General features: G+C 42.9%; 24 protein-coding genes and 1 tRNA gene. 18 read left to right on the top strand and 7 right to left on the bottom strand.

Features of this window, described 5'->3' with window-relative positions:
- The first annotated feature begins 27 nt into the window (after window positions 1-27).
- Complete coding sequence (locus J7384_RS01825; protein ID WP_209110660.1) at window positions 28-969, top strand: LysR family transcriptional regulator; 942 nt, start codon at window positions 28-30, stop codon at window positions 967-969.
- A 17-nt stretch (window positions 970-986) separates the two neighbouring features.
- On the opposite strand, the gene J7384_RS01820 is transcribed toward J7384_RS01825, so the two are convergent.
- Window positions 987-1877: an AraC family transcriptional regulator gene (locus J7384_RS01820; protein WP_209110658.1), complete on the bottom strand. Its 891-nt coding sequence runs from the start codon at window positions 1875-1877 to the stop codon at window positions 987-989.
- Window positions 1878-1901: 24 nt separating this feature from the next.
- Entirely contained in the window at window positions 1902-2270 is a 369-nt protein-coding gene (locus J7384_RS01815) for a DUF2255 family protein (protein WP_209110657.1), read from the bottom strand.
- Between the two features lie 208 nt (window positions 2271-2478).
- On the opposite strand from J7384_RS01815, the gene J7384_RS01810 reads away from it, so the two are divergent.
- Together J7384_RS01810 and J7384_RS01805 are read left to right on the top strand one after the other, a co-directional pair.
- Entirely contained in the window at window positions 2479-3111 is a 633-nt protein-coding gene (locus J7384_RS01810; RefSeq protein ID WP_209110655.1) for a TetR/AcrR family transcriptional regulator, read from the top strand.
- A 51-nt stretch (window positions 3112-3162) separates the two neighbouring features.
- A complete protein-coding gene (locus J7384_RS01805) occupies window positions 3163-4146 on the top strand; it encodes an MDR family oxidoreductase (RefSeq protein ID WP_209110649.1) in 984 nt (327 codons plus the stop codon).
- Window positions 4147-4238: 92 nt separating this feature from the next.
- Here J7384_RS01805 and J7384_RS01800 read toward each other — a convergent pair.
- Together J7384_RS01800 and J7384_RS01795 are read right to left on the bottom strand one after the other, a co-directional pair.
- Window positions 4239-4314: transfer RNA gene (locus tag J7384_RS01800), tRNA-Arg, on the bottom strand.
- Between the two features lie 86 nt (window positions 4315-4400).
- Window positions 4401-5609 (bottom strand): flagella assembly protein FlgT, encoded by a 1209-nt coding sequence (locus J7384_RS01795; RefSeq protein WP_209110647.1) that lies wholly within the window; start codon window positions 5607-5609, stop codon window positions 4401-4403.
- A 248-nt stretch (window positions 5610-5857) separates the two neighbouring features.
- Here J7384_RS01795 and J7384_RS01790 point away from each other — a divergent pair, with 248 nt between their 5' ends.
- Both J7384_RS01790 and J7384_RS01785 read left to right on the top strand, forming a co-directional pair.
- Complete coding sequence (locus tag J7384_RS01790; RefSeq protein WP_209110642.1) at window positions 5858-6502, top strand: FlgO family outer membrane protein; 645 nt, start codon at window positions 5858-5860, stop codon at window positions 6500-6502.
- Between the two features lie 8 nt (window positions 6503-6510).
- Window positions 6511-6978, top strand: a complete 468-nt coding sequence (locus J7384_RS01785; protein ID WP_209110640.1) for an LPP20 family lipoprotein — start codon at window positions 6511-6513, stop codon at window positions 6976-6978.
- 89 nt (window positions 6979-7067) lie between these two features.
- Here the strand turns inward: J7384_RS01785 and J7384_RS01780 are convergent, their stop codons facing one another.
- From J7384_RS01780 to flgA, 3 genes are all read right to left on the bottom strand, one after another.
- Complete coding sequence (locus tag J7384_RS01780) at window positions 7068-7496, bottom strand: flagellar protein FlgN (protein ID WP_209110638.1); 429 nt, start codon at window positions 7494-7496, stop codon at window positions 7068-7070.
- Window positions 7497-7508: 12 nt separating this feature from the next.
- Window positions 7509-7823, bottom strand: a complete 315-nt coding sequence (flgM, locus tag J7384_RS01775) for a flagellar biosynthesis anti-sigma factor FlgM (protein WP_209110636.1) — start codon at window positions 7821-7823, stop codon at window positions 7509-7511.
- Between the two features lie 73 nt (window positions 7824-7896).
- A complete protein-coding gene (gene flgA / locus J7384_RS01770; protein WP_209110629.1) occupies window positions 7897-8589 on the bottom strand; it encodes a flagellar basal body P-ring formation chaperone FlgA in 693 nt (230 codons plus the stop codon).
- Between the two features lie 161 nt (window positions 8590-8750).
- On the opposite strand from flgA, the gene J7384_RS01765 reads away from it, so the two are divergent.
- From J7384_RS01765 to flgL, 13 genes are all read left to right on the top strand, one after another.
- On the top strand, window positions 8751-9704 hold the full coding sequence (locus J7384_RS01765; protein WP_348523832.1) for a chemotaxis protein: 954 nt from the start codon (window positions 8751-8753) through the stop codon (window positions 9702-9704).
- A 27-nt stretch (window positions 9705-9731) separates the two neighbouring features.
- Window positions 9732-10562: a protein-glutamate O-methyltransferase CheR gene (locus J7384_RS01760; RefSeq protein WP_209110627.1), complete on the top strand. Its 831-nt coding sequence runs from the start codon at window positions 9732-9734 to the stop codon at window positions 10560-10562.
- A 176-nt stretch (window positions 10563-10738) separates the two neighbouring features.
- Entirely contained in the window at window positions 10739-11137 is a 399-nt protein-coding gene (gene flgB / locus J7384_RS01755) for a flagellar basal body rod protein FlgB (RefSeq protein ID WP_209110625.1), read from the top strand.
- 2 nt (window positions 11138-11139) lie between these two features.
- Window positions 11140-11562, top strand: a complete 423-nt coding sequence (gene flgC / locus J7384_RS01750) for a flagellar basal body rod protein FlgC (protein WP_209110623.1) — start codon at window positions 11140-11142, stop codon at window positions 11560-11562.
- An 18-nt stretch (window positions 11563-11580) separates the two neighbouring features.
- Window positions 11581-12261 (top strand): flagellar hook assembly protein FlgD, encoded by a 681-nt coding sequence (locus tag J7384_RS01745; RefSeq protein WP_209110616.1) that lies wholly within the window; start codon window positions 11581-11583, stop codon window positions 12259-12261.
- 11 nt (window positions 12262-12272) lie between these two features.
- Window positions 12273-13625, top strand: a complete 1353-nt coding sequence (gene flgE / locus J7384_RS01740; RefSeq protein ID WP_209110615.1) for a flagellar hook protein FlgE — start codon at window positions 12273-12275, stop codon at window positions 13623-13625.
- Window positions 13626-13873: 248 nt separating this feature from the next.
- On the top strand, window positions 13874-14617 hold the full coding sequence (gene flgF / locus J7384_RS01735; protein WP_209110608.1) for a flagellar basal-body rod protein FlgF: 744 nt from the start codon (window positions 13874-13876) through the stop codon (window positions 14615-14617).
- Window positions 14618-14665: 48 nt separating this feature from the next.
- Window positions 14666-15454: a flagellar basal-body rod protein FlgG gene (flgG, locus tag J7384_RS01730; protein WP_209110606.1), complete on the top strand. Its 789-nt coding sequence runs from the start codon at window positions 14666-14668 to the stop codon at window positions 15452-15454.
- Between the two features lie 11 nt (window positions 15455-15465).
- Entirely contained in the window at window positions 15466-16158 is a 693-nt protein-coding gene (gene flgH / locus J7384_RS01725) for a flagellar basal body L-ring protein FlgH (RefSeq protein WP_247741565.1), read from the top strand.
- A 12-nt stretch (window positions 16159-16170) separates the two neighbouring features.
- Entirely contained in the window at window positions 16171-17268 is a 1098-nt protein-coding gene (locus tag J7384_RS01720; RefSeq protein ID WP_209111280.1) for a flagellar basal body P-ring protein FlgI, read from the top strand.
- Between the two features lie 11 nt (window positions 17269-17279).
- Window positions 17280-18359: a flagellar assembly peptidoglycan hydrolase FlgJ gene (flgJ, locus tag J7384_RS01715; protein WP_209110605.1), complete on the top strand. Its 1080-nt coding sequence runs from the start codon at window positions 17280-17282 to the stop codon at window positions 18357-18359.
- A gap of 31 nt (window positions 18360-18390) precedes the next feature.
- The gene (gene flgK, locus J7384_RS01710; RefSeq protein ID WP_209110603.1) at window positions 18391-20367 is read left to right on the top strand and encodes a flagellar hook-associated protein FlgK; all 1977 of its coding nucleotides are present in this window, start codon (window positions 18391-18393) and stop codon (window positions 20365-20367) included.
- 10 nt (window positions 20368-20377) lie between these two features.
- Entirely contained in the window at window positions 20378-21583 is a 1206-nt protein-coding gene (gene flgL / locus J7384_RS01705; RefSeq protein ID WP_209110602.1) for a flagellar hook-associated protein FlgL, read from the top strand.
- The last annotated feature ends 111 nt before the right edge of the window (window positions 21584-21694 follow it).

The raw sequence follows: 21694 nt of genomic DNA, 5'->3' as shown, positions 1-21694 counted from the left end.
ATTAGATTGAATCAAATAATTGTGGCGATGAGAGAATTTGAGCGGGGTATCACTTATACCCAACTAATAACCTTTAAAACCATTTACGAGGCGGGTAATATTTCAAAAGCAGCAAGGCAACTGGGGATCAGTTCGGCTTCTGTAAGCCACGCGTTAAAGTTGTTAGAAAAACAAATTCAGCAGCCGTTGTTTATTCGTACGACAAGACAGTTTGAGCCAACGGGCTTAGCGTTAGAGCTCTATCAATCTAGTCAATCTGCAATTGAGGAACTCAGTCTAGCGGTTGAGCGAGTATGTCAGCAAAATGATTTACCGCGAGGTAAGCTACAGCTGAATATGGCAAAAAATATATACGATGTTTTTTTAAAAGAGACGTTACTTGAGTTTCAGCAGGCTTATCCCACTATCGATCTAGAGGTGAGCCTTTCTGACTCTATGGATGACAGAATTGCTCAATCGTTTGATATTGGCTTTCGCTTCGGTGAAACGGTTAGTGAAACACTAATTGCTAAATCTATTAGCCATATTCGAGCGCCTGTAAAGTTAGCGGCTTTTGCGTCGGCTAATTACATTGAGAAATACGGCATTCCTCAGTCAATTAGTCAGTTAAGTGAACATAAAGTGATTAAGTTTAGGGCACCGACCAGTGGTGAACTTTTTCCTTTACATCTAAAAGCGACAACTTGTGAAAATAGTGAACTGGTTTCTTTAACACACCTAGATACTGCTGTCGTGGTTAACAATAGCGATCTTGTTATTGATATGGCGCTTAACGGCGTAGGTGTTGGTTATTTAATGGATGCAATGATCCAGTCCCATTTGAAAGCAGGGCACCTGATACCAGTACTTAAAGAGTACTGGCCAAATGTACAAAACATTTACATGTATTATGCACCTGAACACAAACAAACACTGAGAATCAGGTGCTTTTTAGACTTTGTTAACCAAAAGCTAGCTGCTAACGGTTAGCATTAATTCATGGTCAACTAGTGAACGCTTTGGTTGCGATACTCGGTCGGTGTCATACCGACTTTATTTTTAAATAAACGTGAAAAGTATTGAGGGTATTCAAAGCCCAGCGCATAAGCGATAGTCGCCACAGAATCATCGCTGCCCAGCAACAAGTTTTTCGCCCGATCAATTTGATGGCTGTGAATGTTTTCCAATGCCGTTTTACCCGTTTCTACTTTGAGACCATCGCTTAAATAGCGCGGTGTTACATTAAGCTCGGAGGCAAGCTCTTCGACGGTCGGGATATGATCTGATGGCAGTGATTTTAGCGCACTTATAAACCGCTCTTGCAACGATGACACTGGGCTTTCCATGCGCTGTTGAAACTGACGTTGATAAAAACGTTCAGCATAGGTCAACATGGTATTGAGCTGAGATACCATAATGTCTTTACTAAAAGCGTCGTGGTGTTGCTCGTATTCTTGAGCTAAAACGTCGAAAATGCCTTTTATTAGGCCCTCTTCACGAGGCGATAAATGCAGTGCTTCGTTAACTGCATAGCTAAAATAATTGGCACTCTCTATGATTTTTTGAATACTCGTGCCACGCAGAAAATCTTCGTGAATGATAATGGTTCTAGCGTTAGATTTAACGTTGAGTCGAGCAACTTTTAATACCTGCCTTGGCGCCGTACAGATCAAACTACCATTTTTGAAGTCGTATTTGGTGCGTCCATAGTAGATTTCGCCTTGGGTAATGTGTTTTAAACTTATCGAATAAAAGTCTGTACTAATGGCTACTGACTCTCCAATACAGGTACCATCCATTTTACTTTGGGTAACAGAAATCAGCGGGTGCTCTGGTGGTGGTAGCCCCAAAAATTGATGGTATTCATGTAAGTTACTAAAATGTAGTTTTTTTTCCATGCTATATCTCTTATCGCAAAGCCATTAACACAATGGGATTAATTCAAGTGTAGACGCTTCATGTTTTTTAGTATTAAACCCCAATTTCATGATGCCATAAATAATACTGTATTTTTTCCAAAATGATTTGGTAACCATAGCGTTTATCGTGGACAAATCTGATGGCACTTGCCCCTTTATATCTATGGTTGTATCGCCACACTTTATTTGTCCTAATGGCGTTTTTATAAATGCGTGGTACCAGCTGTTCTCGCCAAATTTGTATTGCCTGACAAAAAAGCGGCCATCAACCTCAACAATAGAAATGTCGACAAAACGGTGGTTTTTTCCTGCCCTAATTTGGTGAACTTGGTAAGCGTTAATTAACGCACTGACTTGCTCTATAGTTGTCATAATATTGCCCACTAAATCTTCATTAGTTATTGTATTTTGAAGCATGTGAGTAATTTTATGGTCAATTACGATTGTTAGAAATAAACAAAACTGCGGATGTTGAATACAAAACAGTTTACTTCCATCAGTGTTTTGCCTTACGGTGATAAAGTTGTTATGCGAGAAAATAATTTGTATTTATGTAGACGATCGGTCTATTATTGGTGCTATGACTACAACAACTACAAAACCTCGTCGAGGAAGGCCACCAAAAGCAGCAACAGACAGCAGAGATATTAGAGCGTTGCTCATTCGAAGCGGTCTTGAACACCTGACTGAAATTGGTTTTGTCGCTTCAGGTATCGATAAAGTACTAAAAAAAGTTGGGGTGCCTAAGGGGTCGTTCTACTTTTACTTTGCCAGTAAAGAGGCGTTTGGCCATGCTGTACTTGACAGCTATGCGAACTATTTCGCCAATAAGTTAGCGCGATGTCTGCTCGATAATACTTGTTCGCCACTTGCTCGTTTAGCTAATTTTGTTGATGACGCAAAACGCGGGATGGAAAAGCACAATTTTAGAAGGGGTTGTTTAGTTGGCAACTTAGAGCAGGAAGTTGGCTCCTTACCGGAGAGTTTTCGCTCGCGCTTGATTGAAATATATGCCACTTGGCAAGAGGCCGTTGCCAACTGCTTAGTTGAAGCACAAAGTTGTGGTGAACTAGCGAAAGACGCAAATTGCCAGCATTTAGCTGAGTTTTTTTGGTTGGGCTGGGAAGGTGCTGTTAGCAGGGCAAAGCTTGAAGCTAATGTACGCCCCCTTGAGCAATACTTTAAGCAATTTGTTCAAGGATTACCTAATTAAGGTAAAAATTTTTTAATAATTAATAGACGACTGGTCTATTTTGGAGGAGCTATGTTTAAAGGCGTTTTAATTGAGAAAGATGAGCAAGGTTATCGAGCTGAAGTTAAAGAGCTAGATGATACAGTTTTATCTGATGGTGACGTTGTCGTTTCTGTATCATACAGCACGATTAATTATAAAGATGCGTTGGCAATAACAGGTAAAGGCCTTGTTGTACGCAAGTTCCCGCTAGTACCTGGTATTGACTTAGTAGGAACTGTTGAAAGCAGCGATACTGACCGATTCAAGGCTGGCGACCAAGTGTTGCTAAATGGCTTTGGTGTTGGCGAAGTACACTGCGGTGGACTGGCACAAAAGGCGAGATTAAACAGTGACTGGCTAGTGCCTTTACCTACGGGCTTAACGGCGAAACAAGCGATGGCAATTGGTACTGCTGGTTATACCGCAATGTTATCGGTAATCGCGTTAGAAAAACACGGAGTAACCCCTGAATCTGGAGAAATCCTAGTTACTGGTGCCAACGGTGGTGTCGGTAGCTTTTCAATTGCTATTTTAGCTAAGCTTGGTTACACAGTAGTGGCTTCAACAGGCCGTCCAGAAGAGTCTGATTATTTAAAATCATTAGGCGCCAGTGAAATTATTGACCGTAGCAGTTTATCTGAACCGGGACGCCCATTGGCAAAAGAGCGCTGGGCAGGTGCCATTGATTCAATCGGCAGCCATACGTTGGCTAACGTTTGCGCCAGTACTCAATACGGTGGTGTTGTTGCGGCCTGTGGTCTTGCCCAAGGGATGGACTTACCAGGTACGGTTGCACCATTTATTTTACGCGGTGTTACATTGGCTGGTATTGATAGTGTGATGCGACCCATTGCTGATCGCGTTGAAGCATGGAACCGACTCGCAGAAATATTAGAGCCAAGTGTCTTTGAGGACGTTGCTAACGTCATCAGTTTATCTGACGCAGTTTCAACGGCAAGTGACCTCATTGCTGGGCAAGTAAGAGGTCGCGTTATTGTTGATGTTAATAGCTAAATAGCTTTTACATTTAGACAAAGGACATTTAACACACAAAAGGCCAGTGAATGATTCACTGGCCTTTTGGTAATTTTAAAAAACAATAAATGTGGCGTCCCTACCAGGACTCGAACCTGGAGCAGCCGCTTAGGAGGCGGCAGTTTTATCCAGTTAAACTATAGGGACATGGTATTATTATTTTTAACGACAGAATTCAGCTCTTATTAGTCAAGCCTTAATTTATCTTAGATTATTTAATAACGCTATAGTAATCAATAGCGTACTGCGAGATCGCCGATTTGAATGTTGCCGAGTAACTCGTCATTTTTGGTGATGGCTTGAGCACTGTGACTATTCACTTGAACGACACGAACTTTGTGTTGACTCGCCTTTAAGCTAGCGTAGCGGTTGCCATTGTCAGCAATAAAGTTGTCGGCGTGCAAAACAGTAAATTCATCACCTAATTTTACACCGTGTTGCTTACCTAAATTAATAGTGATTTGGTTGCCGGTTGCTCTAACAATAGTTGCTTCTGAAGGCTGGCACATGATGTATTCGTCAATATCTTTGCTGGCTTCTTGTAGCGTTTTACTGAGCATGTCGCCGTAACTATTTTGCCAAAACTCTGAACCAGTAACATCGGCATTTTGCCTCTGTTTGTAAGGCCAAGGTGCGGAGTTTTGATAGCTCTGTGCAAATACCTGTTCACCACTGTGACCATCATATAGGAATAGGCTGATATTAAAGTGTCTATCTTTGTTTTTTTGTTGCCAAAACTGCCAAGGGTTGTTGACTTTACTGGCAAAGGAAATATCTTCAATATTGCTGAATAAAACGTATTGGCTGTCGGTAAAGCCTGCGAGAGAAATAGCTAAATCTTTAATCGCTTCGTGCTGATATCCTGCATATTGTTGGGCAAAAGTGGTTTTACTGCCAATGGCAAGTTTGGGTGCTAAATAGCTCGACTGCTGACGCAACTGGTCAGCAAAGTTAACCATTAAACTGCGATCAATGGCGTAAATACTGCCTATTTTAGCTTGTTCGCGATTTAGTAAATTGCTGCGGGTTAGCAGAATTGATTTGCGATAATCAGCGGCAAAACATTGCTTCTCTTGCGGAAAAATATCGGCGCGAATATTTACCGTGACAATATCATCTTGATAGATTTCATCGAGCAACTCTAATGAGTTCACTGTGCCGCTTGCTCGAATGCTAATTTCATCTTGTGTCAATAAACCATTAACGACCTGTTTAATGCTGGAGACTGACGCGCCAGCAACCAAAAGCGCTTTTTTAAGCGCATCTTCGGTGGCTCGAGTACGTGCACTATCGTGATCGCCATCGACAATATGTGCCTGTCCTTGAGTTTGGTACCACTGCGCGTTGGCTGAAAAATTGCAGCATAGTAGTGCTAAACCGCAGTATACGCCGAGTATTGATGACAATCGTTTGGTTGTTTTTACATTGGCAAAATCAGCCATATTACACCTGAATATCTTTTGTTGTTCTGCGCGTGGTAAAATTGACACACATGGTTATTGGTATTGTTGAAGCAGGTTTTATGCCTAATCGACCTAGATATCTATTTGTTGAATAACTTGGCGTAAATTATGCTTAATGTGTGGTGTGATAAATTTTAGTCAATATTCTCGCCTATTAGATACGATGTCGCTCTGGTACGACACCTTATCGGCAGTGAATACGTTAGTTTGCAGTTGAGGAGCTCTCAATGAAAAAATGGTTGGCGGCATGTATTCTGCCCACACTTGTAGCTTGCACAGCCACAGAAGATAAAAGTTTTTATCAGGTGATGCATGAAGATAAACAACAGATTGATAGTTATAACCTGCCTCAGCACGCGATTAATGATGTGGTAAAGGGGTTAGCCTACCAAATGCTCAACACGAGCTCGTTTGTGACGCCACAGACACCGGTTGCGGTCGCATCGTTTGTTAAATTGAAAGATGTTGAGTCAACCAATTGGTTGGGTAATCAACTTGCCGAAAGTTTTGTTCACGAGCTGCAAAGACACGGTTTAATTGTGGTTGATTATAAAACGACGGGACATATTCGCGTCACTAAAGACGGTGATTATGTTTTTAGTCGAGATTGGCAAGAGCTACCCGAACGTCAAATCATTGACTATGTTGTTGCAGGTACGATGAAGCAACAAGATCGCGGTATTTTAGTTAACGCTCGAATGATCGGTATGCAGTCGCGAGTCGTGGTTGCTAGTGCACAAACCTTTATTCCTGAGTGGGTGCTAGGAGACGCAATGGCAAAAGAAGAAAACGTTCGCATCAAAGACGGTATGATTATTCGCGATAGTGCTGAGTTGATGGAAGAACCAAGAGCGGTAATGATTCAACAATAGGAGTACTTATGTTGATAAAAAAAATAGTGTTAGCCACTGCTATTAGCGTTACTGGATTATTAACTGGGTGCTCATCTGTTTACGATAAACACGTGCAATGGCAACCCGTTAAACCGGAATCTTTTCCTGTGTTGCACGCTATTGGTCAAGCACCTATTAGCTTACAAAAGTCAAAACACGAAACACAACGCATGTTAATGGCAATTAATGCCTCAAAAATTGCTGCCTACGCCGAGCTTGCCGAGCAAGTTTATGGTCAACATATCAAAGGGCAAACAACAGTAGCTGACTTGCTGTTAGAAGATCAGTCACTAGTTGCAAAGGTGCAGGGGATAGTGCGCGGGGCTCGGGTTGTAAAAAGTTACCCAGTAGGAGATACCTACACTACGGAGTTAAGTTTAGACTTCGCTGAAGTTTATCAACTGACTCAAGCAACGAGTCGCCGTAAAGAAATTAAAGACGTAAAATATTACTAAAATACTTTGTTTTTAAACACAGTACCAAAAACGCCAACCTAAGGTTGGCGTTTTTTGTATTTGAGTAAAGATGACAATCACAATTAAACTTAGGCTTTTAACCCCAAGCTACTAAGGCCTGCACTCTTTTTCCCTTTACTATCGTAGGTCATCGCTGAGCGATTGTGATTTTCCAGCAAAGTGGTTTTCATTCGTTCAACAGCGAGTTGAGACTGCTGGATGATTTCACCATTGATCTGGTTTTGTTCTTTGCAGCGTTCGAGTAATTGTTTGCATGTGTTTAATGCGTCTTGATGAAGACCTTGCTGGCGCTCGTTAATAAAGTCAGCATTGCTATTAAGGGCTTTATCTAGCTGCTCGATACTGAGCAGTAGTTGGTTCTTTTGCTCAGTAACGGCAATAAGGGCTTCTGGATTTTGTTGTTGTAAAATGTCTTTTTCCTGCTCAAGCAAGGTTGCTAGTTGCTCTAAAAAGTTAACTTGCTGAGTGACTTGTTCAGCAATAACAGGGTTTGACATTTTTACTCCAAATTATACTAAATCGAACTCGAAGCGGGCGATACTTGCCGCGAGTTTTTCTGAATCTACTTTATACTCACCTGACTCAATTGCTTTTTTGAGTTGATCAACTTTCTTCTGATTAATTTCAGAGCTGTCGTTGGCACGACGCTGTAACTCGTTTAGCTGCCGCGCTTGTGGTGTAAGTGACACTGAATCTTGTCTCACTTGCTGCGCTTGGCTTGTTTGTGTGCTCGCCTGAGTATTTTGTTGTTTAACTTGTGCTTGCTGAGCAGCTTGTTGCTTTATCGGCGTATTGTTGCCCAAGTTATTGATATTACTAACCATAATTTTTTCCACTAGCAACCAAAAAAATTGTCTCGTTTTTTTATCGGCACATTTAGCAAAAACTTTATCAAAATTATAAATTAATTATCACTTGGTTGATAGCGTTTACCCGTGCCGAGACAACGCGTCCTGAACGGGTGTTTTTCACCCTGACTTCATCACCAATACTACCGTTTGATAAGGCGGTGCCTGCCGTTTTAATACTAAAGCTATTGTTACTTGCAATTATAGTAACACTTTCACCTTTACAGACAAGACAGATAAGTTTTTTGTGAATGGCTTGGCCGCTCGATATATTGCGATTACTGCGAGCACCAGCAACTATTTCTGCTGAGTCCAGCACTTCACCACGAACACTGTGTTGACGGCGCATTTCTACTTTCATATTGCTGTTATCTAGGGTCGAACCACGGGCAATGTTGGTAGTCGCGACTAATACGGGTACCATGGTTTCAACCCGAGCACTGACAAACAGTTGCCACGGTTTTTCGTCAAGGCACTGAATTTTCACATATTGGTTACGGCTGTGCTTTTTGGTACTCAAGCTGGCACTGAGCGGCTGTTGGCACGGTTGAATTTTAATGCGCTTGTCGAGTGGCATCACTTTTACTTGTATATTGGCGCCAGATGTCACAGTTAAATTGTCCACTATGGTTTTTTCAGCCAGTTGCTCGATATATTGATGGTCTATAACTTGTTCTGTTTCAGCTGCTGTTGCGAATGCTACAATTAATGACAGAAAAGTTGAAAAAAGTGTGCTTTTCATAATATTTATCTATGGCGCTAGTTATTCAAAATAATAAGTAGCGATTAAGTTATTTATTCAGCATAATTAACTGATATTATTAACGAGTATGTCGATAGTTTTTTGACGCATACTAGTGTTTTATCGATAACAATCAAAAAGCGTGCCTACAAGGGTTGTGGGTGACGATTAGCAATGAGGTTACTATGGCGGGTATTTTAGACTCAGTAAACCAACGCACTCAACTCGTTGGGCAGAATAGACTCGAACTATTACTATTTAAGTTAGTTGGTCGTCAGCGCTTTGGTATAAACGTTTTTAAAGTGCGAGAAGTATTGCAGTGCCCACCACTAACTTCTTTGCCGAAACAAGACCCTTACATCAAAGGTGTTGCTCATATTCGCGGCCAGACCATCTCAATTATCGATTTGAGTAAGGCGACAGGTGGCCCTGAAATCAGACAAACAGAAGATTGTTTTATCATTATTGCTGAATACAACCGAAGTGTTCAGGGCTTTTTAGTGTCGGGCGTTGAACGAATCACCACCTTGAGTTGGCAAGATATTATGCCACCGCCAGAAGGTGCCGGTAAGTCGAGTTATTTGACTGCGGTAACTGACATCGACGGTGAAATGGTGTCGATCCTCGATGTCGAGAAAATTCTCAATGAAATTAGCCCAGTCTCTACAGATTTAAGTGAAGATGTTGTTGATGAAACGGTTGGTGAGTCAGTGGGTGACAAGATTGTTATGATCGCAGATGACTCAACGGTGGCGCGTAATCAGGTTAAACGCGCATTGGAACCTTTGGGGCTGAATTTAGTATTGGCAAAGAACGGCCAAGACGCATTAGACCAATTGAAAGAAATTGCAAACGGCTGTCAAAACAGTATTACGGAAAAAGTTGCCTTATTAATTTCAGACATCGAAATGCCAGAAATGGACGGCTATACCTTAACCGCTGAGCTTAAAAATGATGAACGCACCAAGCAAATGCCAGTTATTCTGCATACCTCGTTAAGTGGTGTTTTTAACAATGCAATGGTCGAGAAGGTTGGGGCGGAAGACTTTATTCCTAAGTTCCACCCAGATGAGCTGGCCACTGCTGTTAAAAAGTGGTTGAAGTTAGAAGAATAACAAACGCGGTTAAAGGAAGAGTAAATAGTGTCGTCAAGGCAGCTCGATGATAAAAGCTACCAAGATTTTCGCGCTTTTTTAGAGCAACAATGCGGAATTGTCCTGGGAGAGAACAAGCAGTATTTGGTGAAAAGCCGTTTGGCTCCGCTAATGGAAAAATTTGCCTTAGCATCGCTTGCTGAATTAGTGCAAAAAACACTGAGTCCAAGTCAGCGGCAATTGCGTGCCGCTGTTATTGATGCGATGACGACAAATGAGACCCTTTGGTTTCGCGACGACTATCCGTTTAAGCTGCTCAAAGAACGCTTATTACCTGAATTCAAGAACCATCGAGGTCCGGTAAAAATCTGGTCTGCGGCCAGTTCTTCAGGTCAAGAGCCTTATTCTATTGCAATGTCGGTACTAGAATATCAAAAGGCAAACCCAGGAGCGCTGCCGGGTGGCGCACAGGTTATTGGTACTGATATATCAACGACTATGCTAGAGCATTGTAAATACGCCCATTATGATGGTTTAGCCTTGTCTCGAGGTTTGTCAGCCGAGCGTAAGCAACAGTTTTTTCAGCCCGGAGAAAATGGTATGTATCGAGTCAAAGATGAGGTTAAGCGCATGGTTTCATTTCGCCAGCTTAACTTACTGAACAGTTATAGCTTGTTGGGCCGATTTGATATCGTTTTTTGTCGCAATGTCCTTATTTACTTTTCACCAGAGATCAAAGCACAGATTCTGTCGCAAATTCACGGTGTACTCAACCCAGGTGGTCACCTGTTATTAGGGGCGTCAGAATCACTTTCTGGGTTAAATCAAAGCTATCAAATGGTCCGTTGTAATCCAGGGATAATATATAAAAAACAATAAATTATCTTGTGTTTTGAATTAATGTCAGTTTCTTGACTTTATTTTGGTACATTTTTTGAATTAAGCACTGCTAGTAACAATTAGCAGTGCTTTTTTTATGCTTATATCTAGTGCGTGATAACAGATATCTCGACTAGCTAAAAATGTTGGAGCAACGCTTTTGGTAGGAGAGGTCGATGGCGATTAATTTTGATAAAGCATTAGGTATACATCCACACACTATGGTGTTGCGGGCAAAACGCGCAGAAGTGATTGCCGGTAACATTGCCAATGCCGATACTCCGGGCTACAAAGCTCAGGGCATGGATTTCAAACAAATGCTGTCGCAAGCGCAAAGCAAACAGCAAATGGGTATGGCAAAAACCCATGACAAACACCTAAACGCAAGCATGTCACTCAACGATGGGCTCGCCTACCGAACACCAAATCAACCCGATACAGGTGATGGTAATACTGTAGATGTACAGTTGGAACGAAACTTGTATATGGAAAACTCATTGGAATACCAAGCAAGTGTGAATTTTATGTCAGGTCGTTTTAGAGGTCTGAATAAAGCACTTAGAGGAGGGCAATAATCATGAGTCTATTTAACGTATTTGATATTAGTGGCTCTGGTATGAGCGCCCAGTCGGTAAGGCTTAATACAACCGCCAGTAACATTGCCAATGCAGACAGTGTTAGTAGTAGTATTGACCAAACGTATCGCGCAAGGCATCCGGTTTTTGCCGCCGAAATGCAAAAAGCTGCCGCTCGTCAAAATGATGCTGCGGCAGGGGTACAAGTACTTGGTATTGTCGAGAGTGATAAACCGTTGAATGTTGAGTATGCGCCAGATCATCCTATGGCGGACAGTAATGGTTATATCTATAAACCCAATGTCAATGTTATTGAAGAAATGACCAATATGATTTCAGCATCGCGCTCATATCAAACCAATGTCCAGTTGGCTGAGTCGGCGAAAAACATGGTTAACCGAACATTACAAATGGGCCAACGTTAGGTTTAGGAGCACTTTATTGTGGAAATAAGTAGTAATAGTGTTATTGACAATTTGCGCCGAGCGAACGAGCCTCAGCCCGAAACGCCAGATAACGGTCGCTTAACTCAGCAGGATTTTTTCCGTTTGTTGACGACAGAGCTCGCTCAGCAAGATCCGACTCAACCGGCAGATAACAACGAAATCATTTCACAAATGACGGCGTTTTCAACCACCAATGGTGTTGAAGAGTTAAACCGAAGCTTTACTCAGTTTGCCAATAGTCAAACTTCTAACCAAGCACTACAAGCCTCGAGTTTAGTTGGTCGCAGTGTCCAAGTTAATGACAATACCTTTGGCTTAGCAGAAGGTGGTACCGCTCAAGGTAAATTAATTACCGACGAACCGGCCACTAATGTCTTCATCTATGTTGAAGACCAAGCCGGTAATATCGTGCAAACGGTGCCGGTTGGTAATGTTAACGCTGGCGAATTTGGTTTTGTCTGGGATGGTAAAAACTCAGACGGTGAGCAAGCACCTGAAGGGGCTTATCGCTTCAGAATAGCAGGCTTAGTTGATGGTCAGGCGTCAGAGCTTGAAGCAAGAACATATCGCAAAGTAGACAGTGTTACTTTGCGCGGCGCCAGTGGTGGCGTTTTATTGAATCTAAATGGTGGTAGTTCAATTGCACTTTCTGATGTGGTTGAAGTAGCAGATAGTTAACGAGGTGAAGTATGACATTTAATGTAGCACTAAGTGGTTTGAATGCCGCACAACGAGATTTGGATGTAACATCTAACAATATTGCTAACGTAAATACGGCGGGCTTTAAAGAGTCTCGAGCAGAGTTTGTTGACGTATTTGCGTCGTCATTACTCTCATCTAGCCGAACGAAAGCGGGTGATGGTGTGTTAACCGCCGACGTTGCTCAGCAATTTCAGCAAGGTAGTATTGAATTTACCCAAAACGCGCTTGACTTAGCCATTACCGGTAATGGCTTTTTTGCCACTCGTCCTGATTTAGATAGCCGCGAAGTTACTTATACACGTGCTGGTCAATTTAAATTGAATGAAGACAATTTTGTTGTAAACTCTGCCGGTAGTTTGTTATTAGGCTTCCCGGTTAATGGTGATGGTTCGTCGGCTTCAGTGAGTTTGAGTACTGCACAACCAGTGCGTATTCCAACGGCATCAGGTGCACCTTCACAAACTTCAGAAGTGGATATTCGGATGAACTTGCCAGCAGGTGACACACCGCCAGCAGGTGGTGCCGTAGCGTCACCAGCTAACTTTGATCCAACCGATCCTTTGACCTATAACCATTCTACCTCAGTAACGGTATTTGATTCGTTGGGTCAGAGTCACGTAATGACCTATTACTTTATCAAAGAAGCAACCAACCCGGCATCACCAACCGATTCAAACTGGTTAGTGTCAACGGCTGTTGACGGCACTTTACGAGACGTGACAGGCGGTACGGCAATTGGCACAGCGCCGAACAATACCACTGCCGCTCGCTTGACCTTTAATAGTTCGGGTGATTTTACCGGTCAAACGCCGGCAACTATCGTGACAGAACCACTAGGCACAGCAATTTTGAGTAATGGCGCAGACCCAGCTCAAACGATTACTGTTGATTTTAACTTAGATACTGGTGGTCCTAACCCTAACGAGCCAACCCAATTTGCCTCTAACTTCGAAGTGACATCTCTTGAACAAGACGGTTTAGCGGTAGGTCGATTAACCGGTATTGATATTGGTGAAGACGGTTTAGTGCGAGCGACATTTAGTAATGGTACGTCTCAGCCGTTGTCGCGAATTGCGCTAGTAAACTTTGCTAACCCGCAAGGCTTAACTCAAATTGGCGGCACCACATGGCGTGAGAGTTTAACTTCGGGTGAAGCACTTGCGGGTGAAGCATCTTCAGGAACGTTCGGTAGTATCCGTTCGTCTGCGGTGGAACAATCAAACGTTAACCTCACAGGGGAGTTGATTGATTTAATTTCGGCGCAGCGTAACTTTCAGGCTAACTCGCGTTCATTAGAAGTCGATAACCAGCTCAACCAAACGATACTACAGATTCGATAATTAAATTGAGCGTCGAGAAACCTAAAAAGCACATTACTCAACGACAGGTAATGTGCTTTTTCTATAACTGAAACCCGTTTTTCATTCTCCCTATTGCTCCTTTCTCAGCGCAGGCTGTTTAGCGATTTAGCTATCGCAACTTGTTCTGTATTTTCTCATTAATAATAAATATGGTGGCTTTACCTTTTGGCATTTTTATTGCTTTGTAGGTGTAAGAGATTATTTTATCCGCTGTTTTAGAGGCTTGTATGGACAGAATGCTATATATCGCAATGTCAGGCGCTAAGCAAAATATGCATGCGTTATCAGTGACGGCAAACAACCTTGCAAACGCCAAAACCACTGGGTTTAAGGCAGATTTAGCCCAAGCGAGAGCAATGCAGGCATTTGGTGAAGGATTGCCGACCAGAGTCTTTTCAATGACAGAAAGAGCTAGCCAAAATTTTGACTCAGGTGCATTACTAACTACTGGGCGCGATTTAGATGTCGCAGTGGCTGGTGACGGCTGGTTAGCTGTGCAAACACCTGATGGCGGCGAAGCCTATACCCGCAATGGTGAGTTGCGTTTAACCCAAACCGGTAATTTAGAAACACCTGGTGGTGATTTATTACTTGGTGACAACGGCCCCATTCAATTGCCGTTGCCGGTAGCCAATATCCAAATCAGCCCCGATGGCACTATTACTGTTCAACCTGAGGGGGCACCTCGAACCGTTCAAGAAGAAGTGGGGCGGTTAAAATTGGTCAACCCACCAGCGCAAGATATTGAAAAAGGCAGCGATGGCCTGTTTCGTCGTAAGGATGGTCAAGTTGCAGAAGCCAATGTCACAGTATCGGTGATGAGCGGCAGCTTAGAGTCGAGTAATGTTAATCCCGTAGGTGAAATGACCGATATGATTGCGCTACAGAGACAGTTTGAAATGCAAATGAAATTAATGAAAACCGCTGAAGAGATGGACTCAAGTGCATCTTCGTTGTTGCGTGCATTCTAGTAGATGCATATAGGCATTAGCGTAGAGAGATAGAGAAAGAGGTAAGTTATGAACCCAGCATTATGGATCAGTAAAACCGGCTTAGATGCACAAACCAAAGATATCGCGGTTATTTCTAATAACTTAGCCAACGCTAGTACCGTTGGTTATAAAAAGAGTCGAGCGGTTTTTGAAGATTTACTTTATCAAACCATCAATCAGCCGGGTGGACGTTCAGCACAAGACACCGAATTGCCGTCTGGTTTGATGTTAGGTGCCGGTGCCAAAGTAGTAGCAACGCAAAAAATTCATACTCAAGGTGATTTACTGACCACAGACAACAACCTTGATTTAATGGTTCAAGGTGAAGGTTTTTTTGAAATTTTGTTGCCTGATGGCAGCGCTGCATACACGCGTAATGGCCAGTTTACTCTTGATGAAGAAGGTAATGTTGTGACACCGGGGGCGGGCTTCTTACTACAGCCACAAGTAACGGTACCACCAGATGCGCTTGAAATTATTGTCTCGCAAGACGGTGAGGTATCGGTGCGTTTACAAGGCCAGGCAAATAACGCGGTTATCGGGCAAATTACTACTTCTAACTTTATTAATCCGACTGGTTTAGAGCCAGTTGGTCAAAACCTCTATGTAGAAACAGCGGTTAGCGGTACTCCTGTACAAGGTACACCGGGTCTTGACGGTTTTGGCAGTATTGTTCAAGGGGCGCTAGAAACGTCGAATGTTAACACGACTGAAGAATTAGTGAACTTGATTGAAAGTCAGCGGGTTTACGAGATGAACTCTAAGGTAATTTCGGCCGTTGACCAAATGCTTAACTACATTAATCAGCAATTATAGGCGATTGCATTATGTCTAAGATGATTTTTCGTTTGCTCTTGGTCGGTAGTTTAGTTGTGTTGCCGGGGTGTGCCAGTACTGAGCAAACTAAAGTATTACCCAATGATCCTGAGTTTGCCCCCATTATGCCAGAAGAGCAAACTGAAAATATTGTACCTACTGGCTCACTGTTTCAGGCCAATTACGTCAACAATATTTATTCTGATGCCAAAGCTCACCGAGTTGGTGACATTATTTCTGTGGTTTTAAGTGAACGAACTCAAGCGCAAAAAAGTGCGAATAATGAACTTACCAAAGAGAACACAGTAACCTTAAACCCAATTACAGGCTTTGGTGGCCAGTCGATTAACTTCAAAGGCGATGCTATTCAGTTTGGTTTGACTCAAAACTCTGATTTTTCCGGCGAATCTGAAGCTGATCAGAGCAATAGCTTGAACGGTTATATTTCAGTAAACGTGTTGAGAGTGTTGCCCAACGGCAATTTGATGATTCGCGGTGAGAAGTGGATGACCCTCAATACCGGCGATGAATATATTCGCTTAACGGGTACTATCAGACCGCAGGATATTTCTTCTGACAACACCATAATGTCAAACAAAGTCGCCAACGCCCGCATTCAGTATTCAGGTACTGGAGCCTTTGCCGAAGTGCAAAATCAAGGTTGGTTATCACGGTTTATCAATGGCTCTTGGTGGCCACTCTAAAAGGCGTAAATGATGAAAACGTTATTTGTTAAACTTGTTGTTATTATGCTGACGCTAGGTGCTTTACCTAACGCTAGTGCCCAGCGCATTAAAGATTTAGCTGACGTTCAAGGGGTTAGAACTAACCAACTGACTGGTTATGGTCTGGTTGTCGGTTTACCAGGCACAGGTGAAACAACACCTTTTACCAACCAAAGCTTTCGCTCTATGTTAAGTAACTATGGCATTGCTTTGCCACCCAATCAAAACCCAAACATTAAAAATGTTGCCGCAGTAGCTGTTAGCGCTGAATTACCGGCTTTCGCGAAACCGGGACAAACAATTGACGTTACGGTATCTTCTGTTGGTAGTGCCGGCAGTTTACGCGGCGGCACCTTATTGCAAACCATATTACTCGGTGTTGATGGTCAACCTTATGCGATGGCACAAGGCAGTTTAGTCGTCGGTGGTCTTGGCGCCGAAGGCTTAGATGGTTCAAGAATTGTCGTTAATACACCAACGGTTGGCCGTATCGCTAATGGTGCCGTAGTTGAGCGTGAAGTGCGCTCACCTTTTGCCACTGGCGATTACATTACATTCAATTTGCGCAATGCGGATTTTACCACAGCACAGCGCTTATCTGATGCAATTAATGATTTTATTCCCGGCTCGGCACGAGCGGTTGATGCTGCTTCTGTCAAAGTAACAGCGCCGCGCGATTTAGCTGATCGCGTCAGCTTTTTGGCAACCTTAGAAAACCTAGAGTTTGAACCGGATTCACCGGCGGCTAAAGTGATTGTCAACTCACGCACAGGGACCATTGTCATTGGCTCAGATGTTAGATTACTACCTGCGGCAATTACTCATGGCGGTATTACGGTAACCATAAATGAGTCGCTCAATGTGTCACAACCAGACGCCTTTTCCGAAGGTGAAACAGTGACTACCTCACAATCAATTATCGATGTGAGACAGGATGACTCTAGAATGTTTGTCTTCGATCCAGGCGTTACTTTAGACACTTTAGTACGTGCAATTAATGAAGTAGGCGCAGGCCCTGGCGATGTGATGGCAATCTTAGAAGCACTTGAGCAAGCAGGTGCGCTGCGCGGTCAGTTGATCGTTATCTAAGGAGTGAGCAAGTGAATGATCGTTTTGGCCCAAACAGTGCTGATGTTAATAACTTTTTTGACCTAAACAGCCTTAATAGTATTCGTCAGCAGTCAAATAAGACTGACAGCGCGTCAAAAGATCAAGCACTTGAGAAAGCGGCTAAACAGTTCGAAGCGATTTTTATGCAAATGCTATTAAAAAGCATGCGCAGTGCCCAAGACGTGCTCGAGTCTGACAGTCCGTTTAATTCACAAACCACTAAGTTCTACCGCGATATGCACGATCAACAACTTGCGGTTGAGCTCTCCAGTAACGGCTCATTAGGTTTATCTGACTTGATTGTTCGTCAGCTTGGCGGCGGCGATAAAAACTACACGCCCCAGAGTGTTTTACGCACCAGCGGTGATAGTGCTGGTAATTTATCTGAGCTTACCAATCGTCGTAATCCTAGTATCTTAAAAAATGACGTTCCAGTTGAACAAACAGGCAGCGTGCTAAACACCAATACACAAAACAGAAATGGACAAGATAATAGCAGCCAAACACAGGTCACAGAGCCATTTAAGTTAATTAAAGAGTTGGCCAACCAGCAGATTGATGACACTAAGCAACAAGGCTTTAGTAGTCCGCAAGACTTTGTTAGTGCTTTAGAACAACCAGCGAAACAGGTTGAACGTCAGCTAGGCGTGCCATTTCAAGTGGTGATTGCCCAAGCGGCACTGGAAACGGGCTGGGGGCAGAAGGTTATCAAGACCGCCAACGGTGATAGCTCAAATAATCTATTTAATATTAAAGCTGATCGCAGATGGCATGGTCAGCAAACTAAAACCGAAACCCTTGAATTTGAACAGGGTGCTATGGTCAAGAAAAGAGAGCCATTTAGAGTTTATGATTCAATCGCTGACAGCGTTAATGACTACGTCAATTTCTTGTCTAGTAACGAACGTTATCAAGCTACACTGACCGCCACACAAGGTGTTGGTGGATATAAAGAAAAAGTGGAACACTTTCTGCAAGGTATACAAGGTGCCGGTTATGCGACGGATCCTCAGTATGCTGAAAAGATCATTGGAACCCTCAAACGCGTTAGCCAGCTACTAAACCAATAGAAATTCTCTACGGCTTTTTGCGGAGTGGCTAATGACAATCAATTTGTATCAAACTGGCGTTAGTGGGCTATTAGCAGCCCAGCAACAGTTAGCTACGACTGGTCACAATATTGCCAATGTTAACACAGAGGGCTTTAGCCGTCAGCGCGCAGAGCAAACCCCAAATATTGCCATTCAAACGGGTGGTAATTTTGTTGGTACAGGCACTTACGTCAACGACATCACGCGATTATATAATCAGTTTTCATATCGCGAGCAAATCATTAACCAATCTAATCTTGGTGGTGCTAATGCCGCCAATCAAAGCTTGACTCAGTTAAACAGTATTCTCAGTTCTGCCGGTGGCGCAATTACCTCATCGTTAGAACAGTTTTATCAATCGATCAATTCGATCGCTGACAATCCGTCGGATCCTGGTTTGAGAAGTATCGCGCTTAACCAAGCAAAAACGCTAAGCACCAATTTCAATAACTTGAGTCAAAATTTTGATCGTATTGAACAAGCGACAAATTCAGAGATTGAACAAATAACCTCTGAGATCTCAGGGATCTCAAATGAAATAGCCAGTATTAACGAGCGTATTCTAAACAGCAATGATTTGGCACAAACAGGTGCACCAAATGATTTACTCGATGAGCGTGATCGATTGATTAGCAAGCTCGCAGAATATACCAATGTTAATACTGTAACCGATGCTAATGGGGTTATGACGGTATTGATTGGTGATGGTAATACGCTAGTGGCGGGTATCACGCCCCTGAATGTCAGTACCTTGCCGGGTGACCCAGATCCACTGAAAACTCGGATTGCTATTACTAATGGTGATACCAGTATTCCGCTGAATAGCGCGACTCTTGGTGGTTCATTGGCGGCGAAAATTCAATTTAGAGATCAAGATTTGGCCCAGGTACGCAGTGATATTAATCGCGTTGCTCTAGTGTTGTCGGAAACCTTAAATAGTGCCCAGCAACAAGGTTTGGATTTAAACCAAGTACAAGGGGCAAATTTTTTCCGTGATATCAATGACACCACCAGTCAAGCGTCGCGAGTTTTGGCGCAAAATAGCAACACTGGCAACTTACAAGCTAGCGCAGAAATTACCGATGTTCAATTGGTGCCAACGGGTGAGTTTGAAGTTCGCTACGATGGTACTAATTATCAACTTACTAACTTAACCGATGGCTCAACCACTAACTTGGGAGCCGCTGGTGCTGGTACCTACGCCACTGCTTTTGGCTTTTCATTTGTTGAAAATAGTGGTGCTCCAGCGAGTGGTGATCGTTTTACTATTCGACCAACAGAAAATGCCGCCGCCCTTATTCAGGTTGAATTAACCGATGGTGCCGCTATTGCGGCAAGCTCAGCGGTGAAGGTGACTCCTTCAGCCAATAATGTTAGTTCCGGCGCGGTTCAAATTACGTCTGTTGCTGATCCAATTGCTGCTCGTAACGCAGCGCCTATTCGGATTGATGTGCTGGAAAATCCAGCAGGTTCTGGAACCTTCAATTACACCATTACCGATAATACCGGAACAACTTCTGCTCCTGTGGCCTATGTACCGCCTTCGCAGCAGGTTCAGCTGCCACCAGCACCGGCAACTGCCGCTTTTACCATTGAGATTCAAGGATTGCCATCAGGGCTCGCCCCCAATGGCCCAGAGCAATTTACCATAGGTGATGCCTTTGGTGTTGCCAATGGTCAAAACGCCAACTTTATCGCTGATACGCAAGATCGAGGCATTATTAATGGTGGCCAAGAGAGCTTTAGTCAAAGTATTGGCGTGGCTACTGCACGCGTAGGTGGTCAGGCTAGTGCCGCGCAAAGAAGTGCAGAGACGGCACAAGCACTATTTACTCAAGCATTTAACCGTAATCAAGAAACCTCGGGGGTTAATCTTGATGAAGAAGCGGCAAACCTATTGCGATTTCAGCAAGCTTACCAAGCTTCTTCGCGTATCGTGTCAACGGCTAACACGCTTTTTGACACTATATTATCGGCTGTGAGTTAAGGAATAAGTGATGAGAATTTCAACAGCACAATTCTATTTTCAAAATAGCCAGCAGATCACTCAACAGCAAATTAATGTCAATGAACAAAGTGCCTTTTTATCAAGTGGTAAGAGAGTTTTAACAGCTAAAGACGATGCAGTAGGTTTTGGTACTTTAGTGGGTTTCAAAGATGAAATCGCGAAAATTGAAAAATATCAACGAAACATTACGATTGCAGAAAATCGCAATAGTTTGCAAGAGACGTCATTTTCTTCTGCAGTAGATGTATTGCAGAGTTTGAAGCAAACCTTTATTCAAGCGAATAACGGTGCACTTTCTGATGATGATTTAAACTCTTTAGGGCTTGTTGCAGAGAACTCTCTAGAGCAGTTATTAGATATTGCAAATAACAAAGACGATACTGGCGGCTTTGTTTTTGCCGGTTTTCAAAGCAATATCGAGCCATTTCAACGCCAGCCAGACAATTCAGTTACCTACCAAGGTGACAATGGAGTGCGACAACTAGCAATAGGTAGCAATGTTAACGTTGATCTCAATCAACCTGGTGACAGGGCGTTCTTAAATGTTGCTAATCCTATTGGTGACTTTTCGGCAAATTATCTCACTAATACTTCAGGTATTTCTGTTAGTCGTGCTGTCGTTCAAGACAGAGGCGCATTTAATACAACGGCTAATCCCCCTAATTACAATTTTAACTTTACTTCAGCCACTGATTTAACCGTGACAGATGGCGCTGGAAACACTGTTTTTAATACCAATTCATACTCTCCAGGGCAAACCATTGCCTTTAATGGTTTAGAAGTTCAGTTGAGTGGCAACCCTTTGCCGGGAGACCAAATTGAGTTGCAGCCAGATGAAAATGTCAGTGTTTTTGAAGCTGTTAGCTCTGCGTTAGCTTGGATTGAAGTCGGTACTACCCCTGCAAACCCACAGCAACACAATGTTGACCATGCCGTGATACTTAATCAGATAGACGCGGCAATTAATCATTTGGTTGCACGGCAAGCAGAAGCAGGTGTTAACCGACAATTGATTAGTAGTCAGCAAAATATTCATCAAGATAATAACCTAACGCTGGAACAGGGGCGTTCCAGTATAGAAGATTTAGATTTTGCCAAGGCAGTTAGTGACTTTCAGCAGTCTCAAACGGCATTGCAGGCCGCGCAACAAACATTTGTACAAGTAAGAGACTTAAGTTTATTTAATTTTATCTAATAATTTAATAGTTGGCATAGGTTATGCTTTATTAACTGGTGTCAAATTTATAAACTGTGGTTCCATTAACCTGTTATCAGCGAGAGAACCGCAACCTACACTAGGAGATGA

This window comes from Endozoicomonas sp. G2_1 (assembly GCF_017744155.1).
Lineage (GTDB): Bacteria > Pseudomonadota > Gammaproteobacteria > Enterobacterales > Alteromonadaceae > JAGHQT01.
Note: the sequence above shows the minus strand (reverse complement) of the source record. Positions and strands in the feature narration are given on the sequence as shown.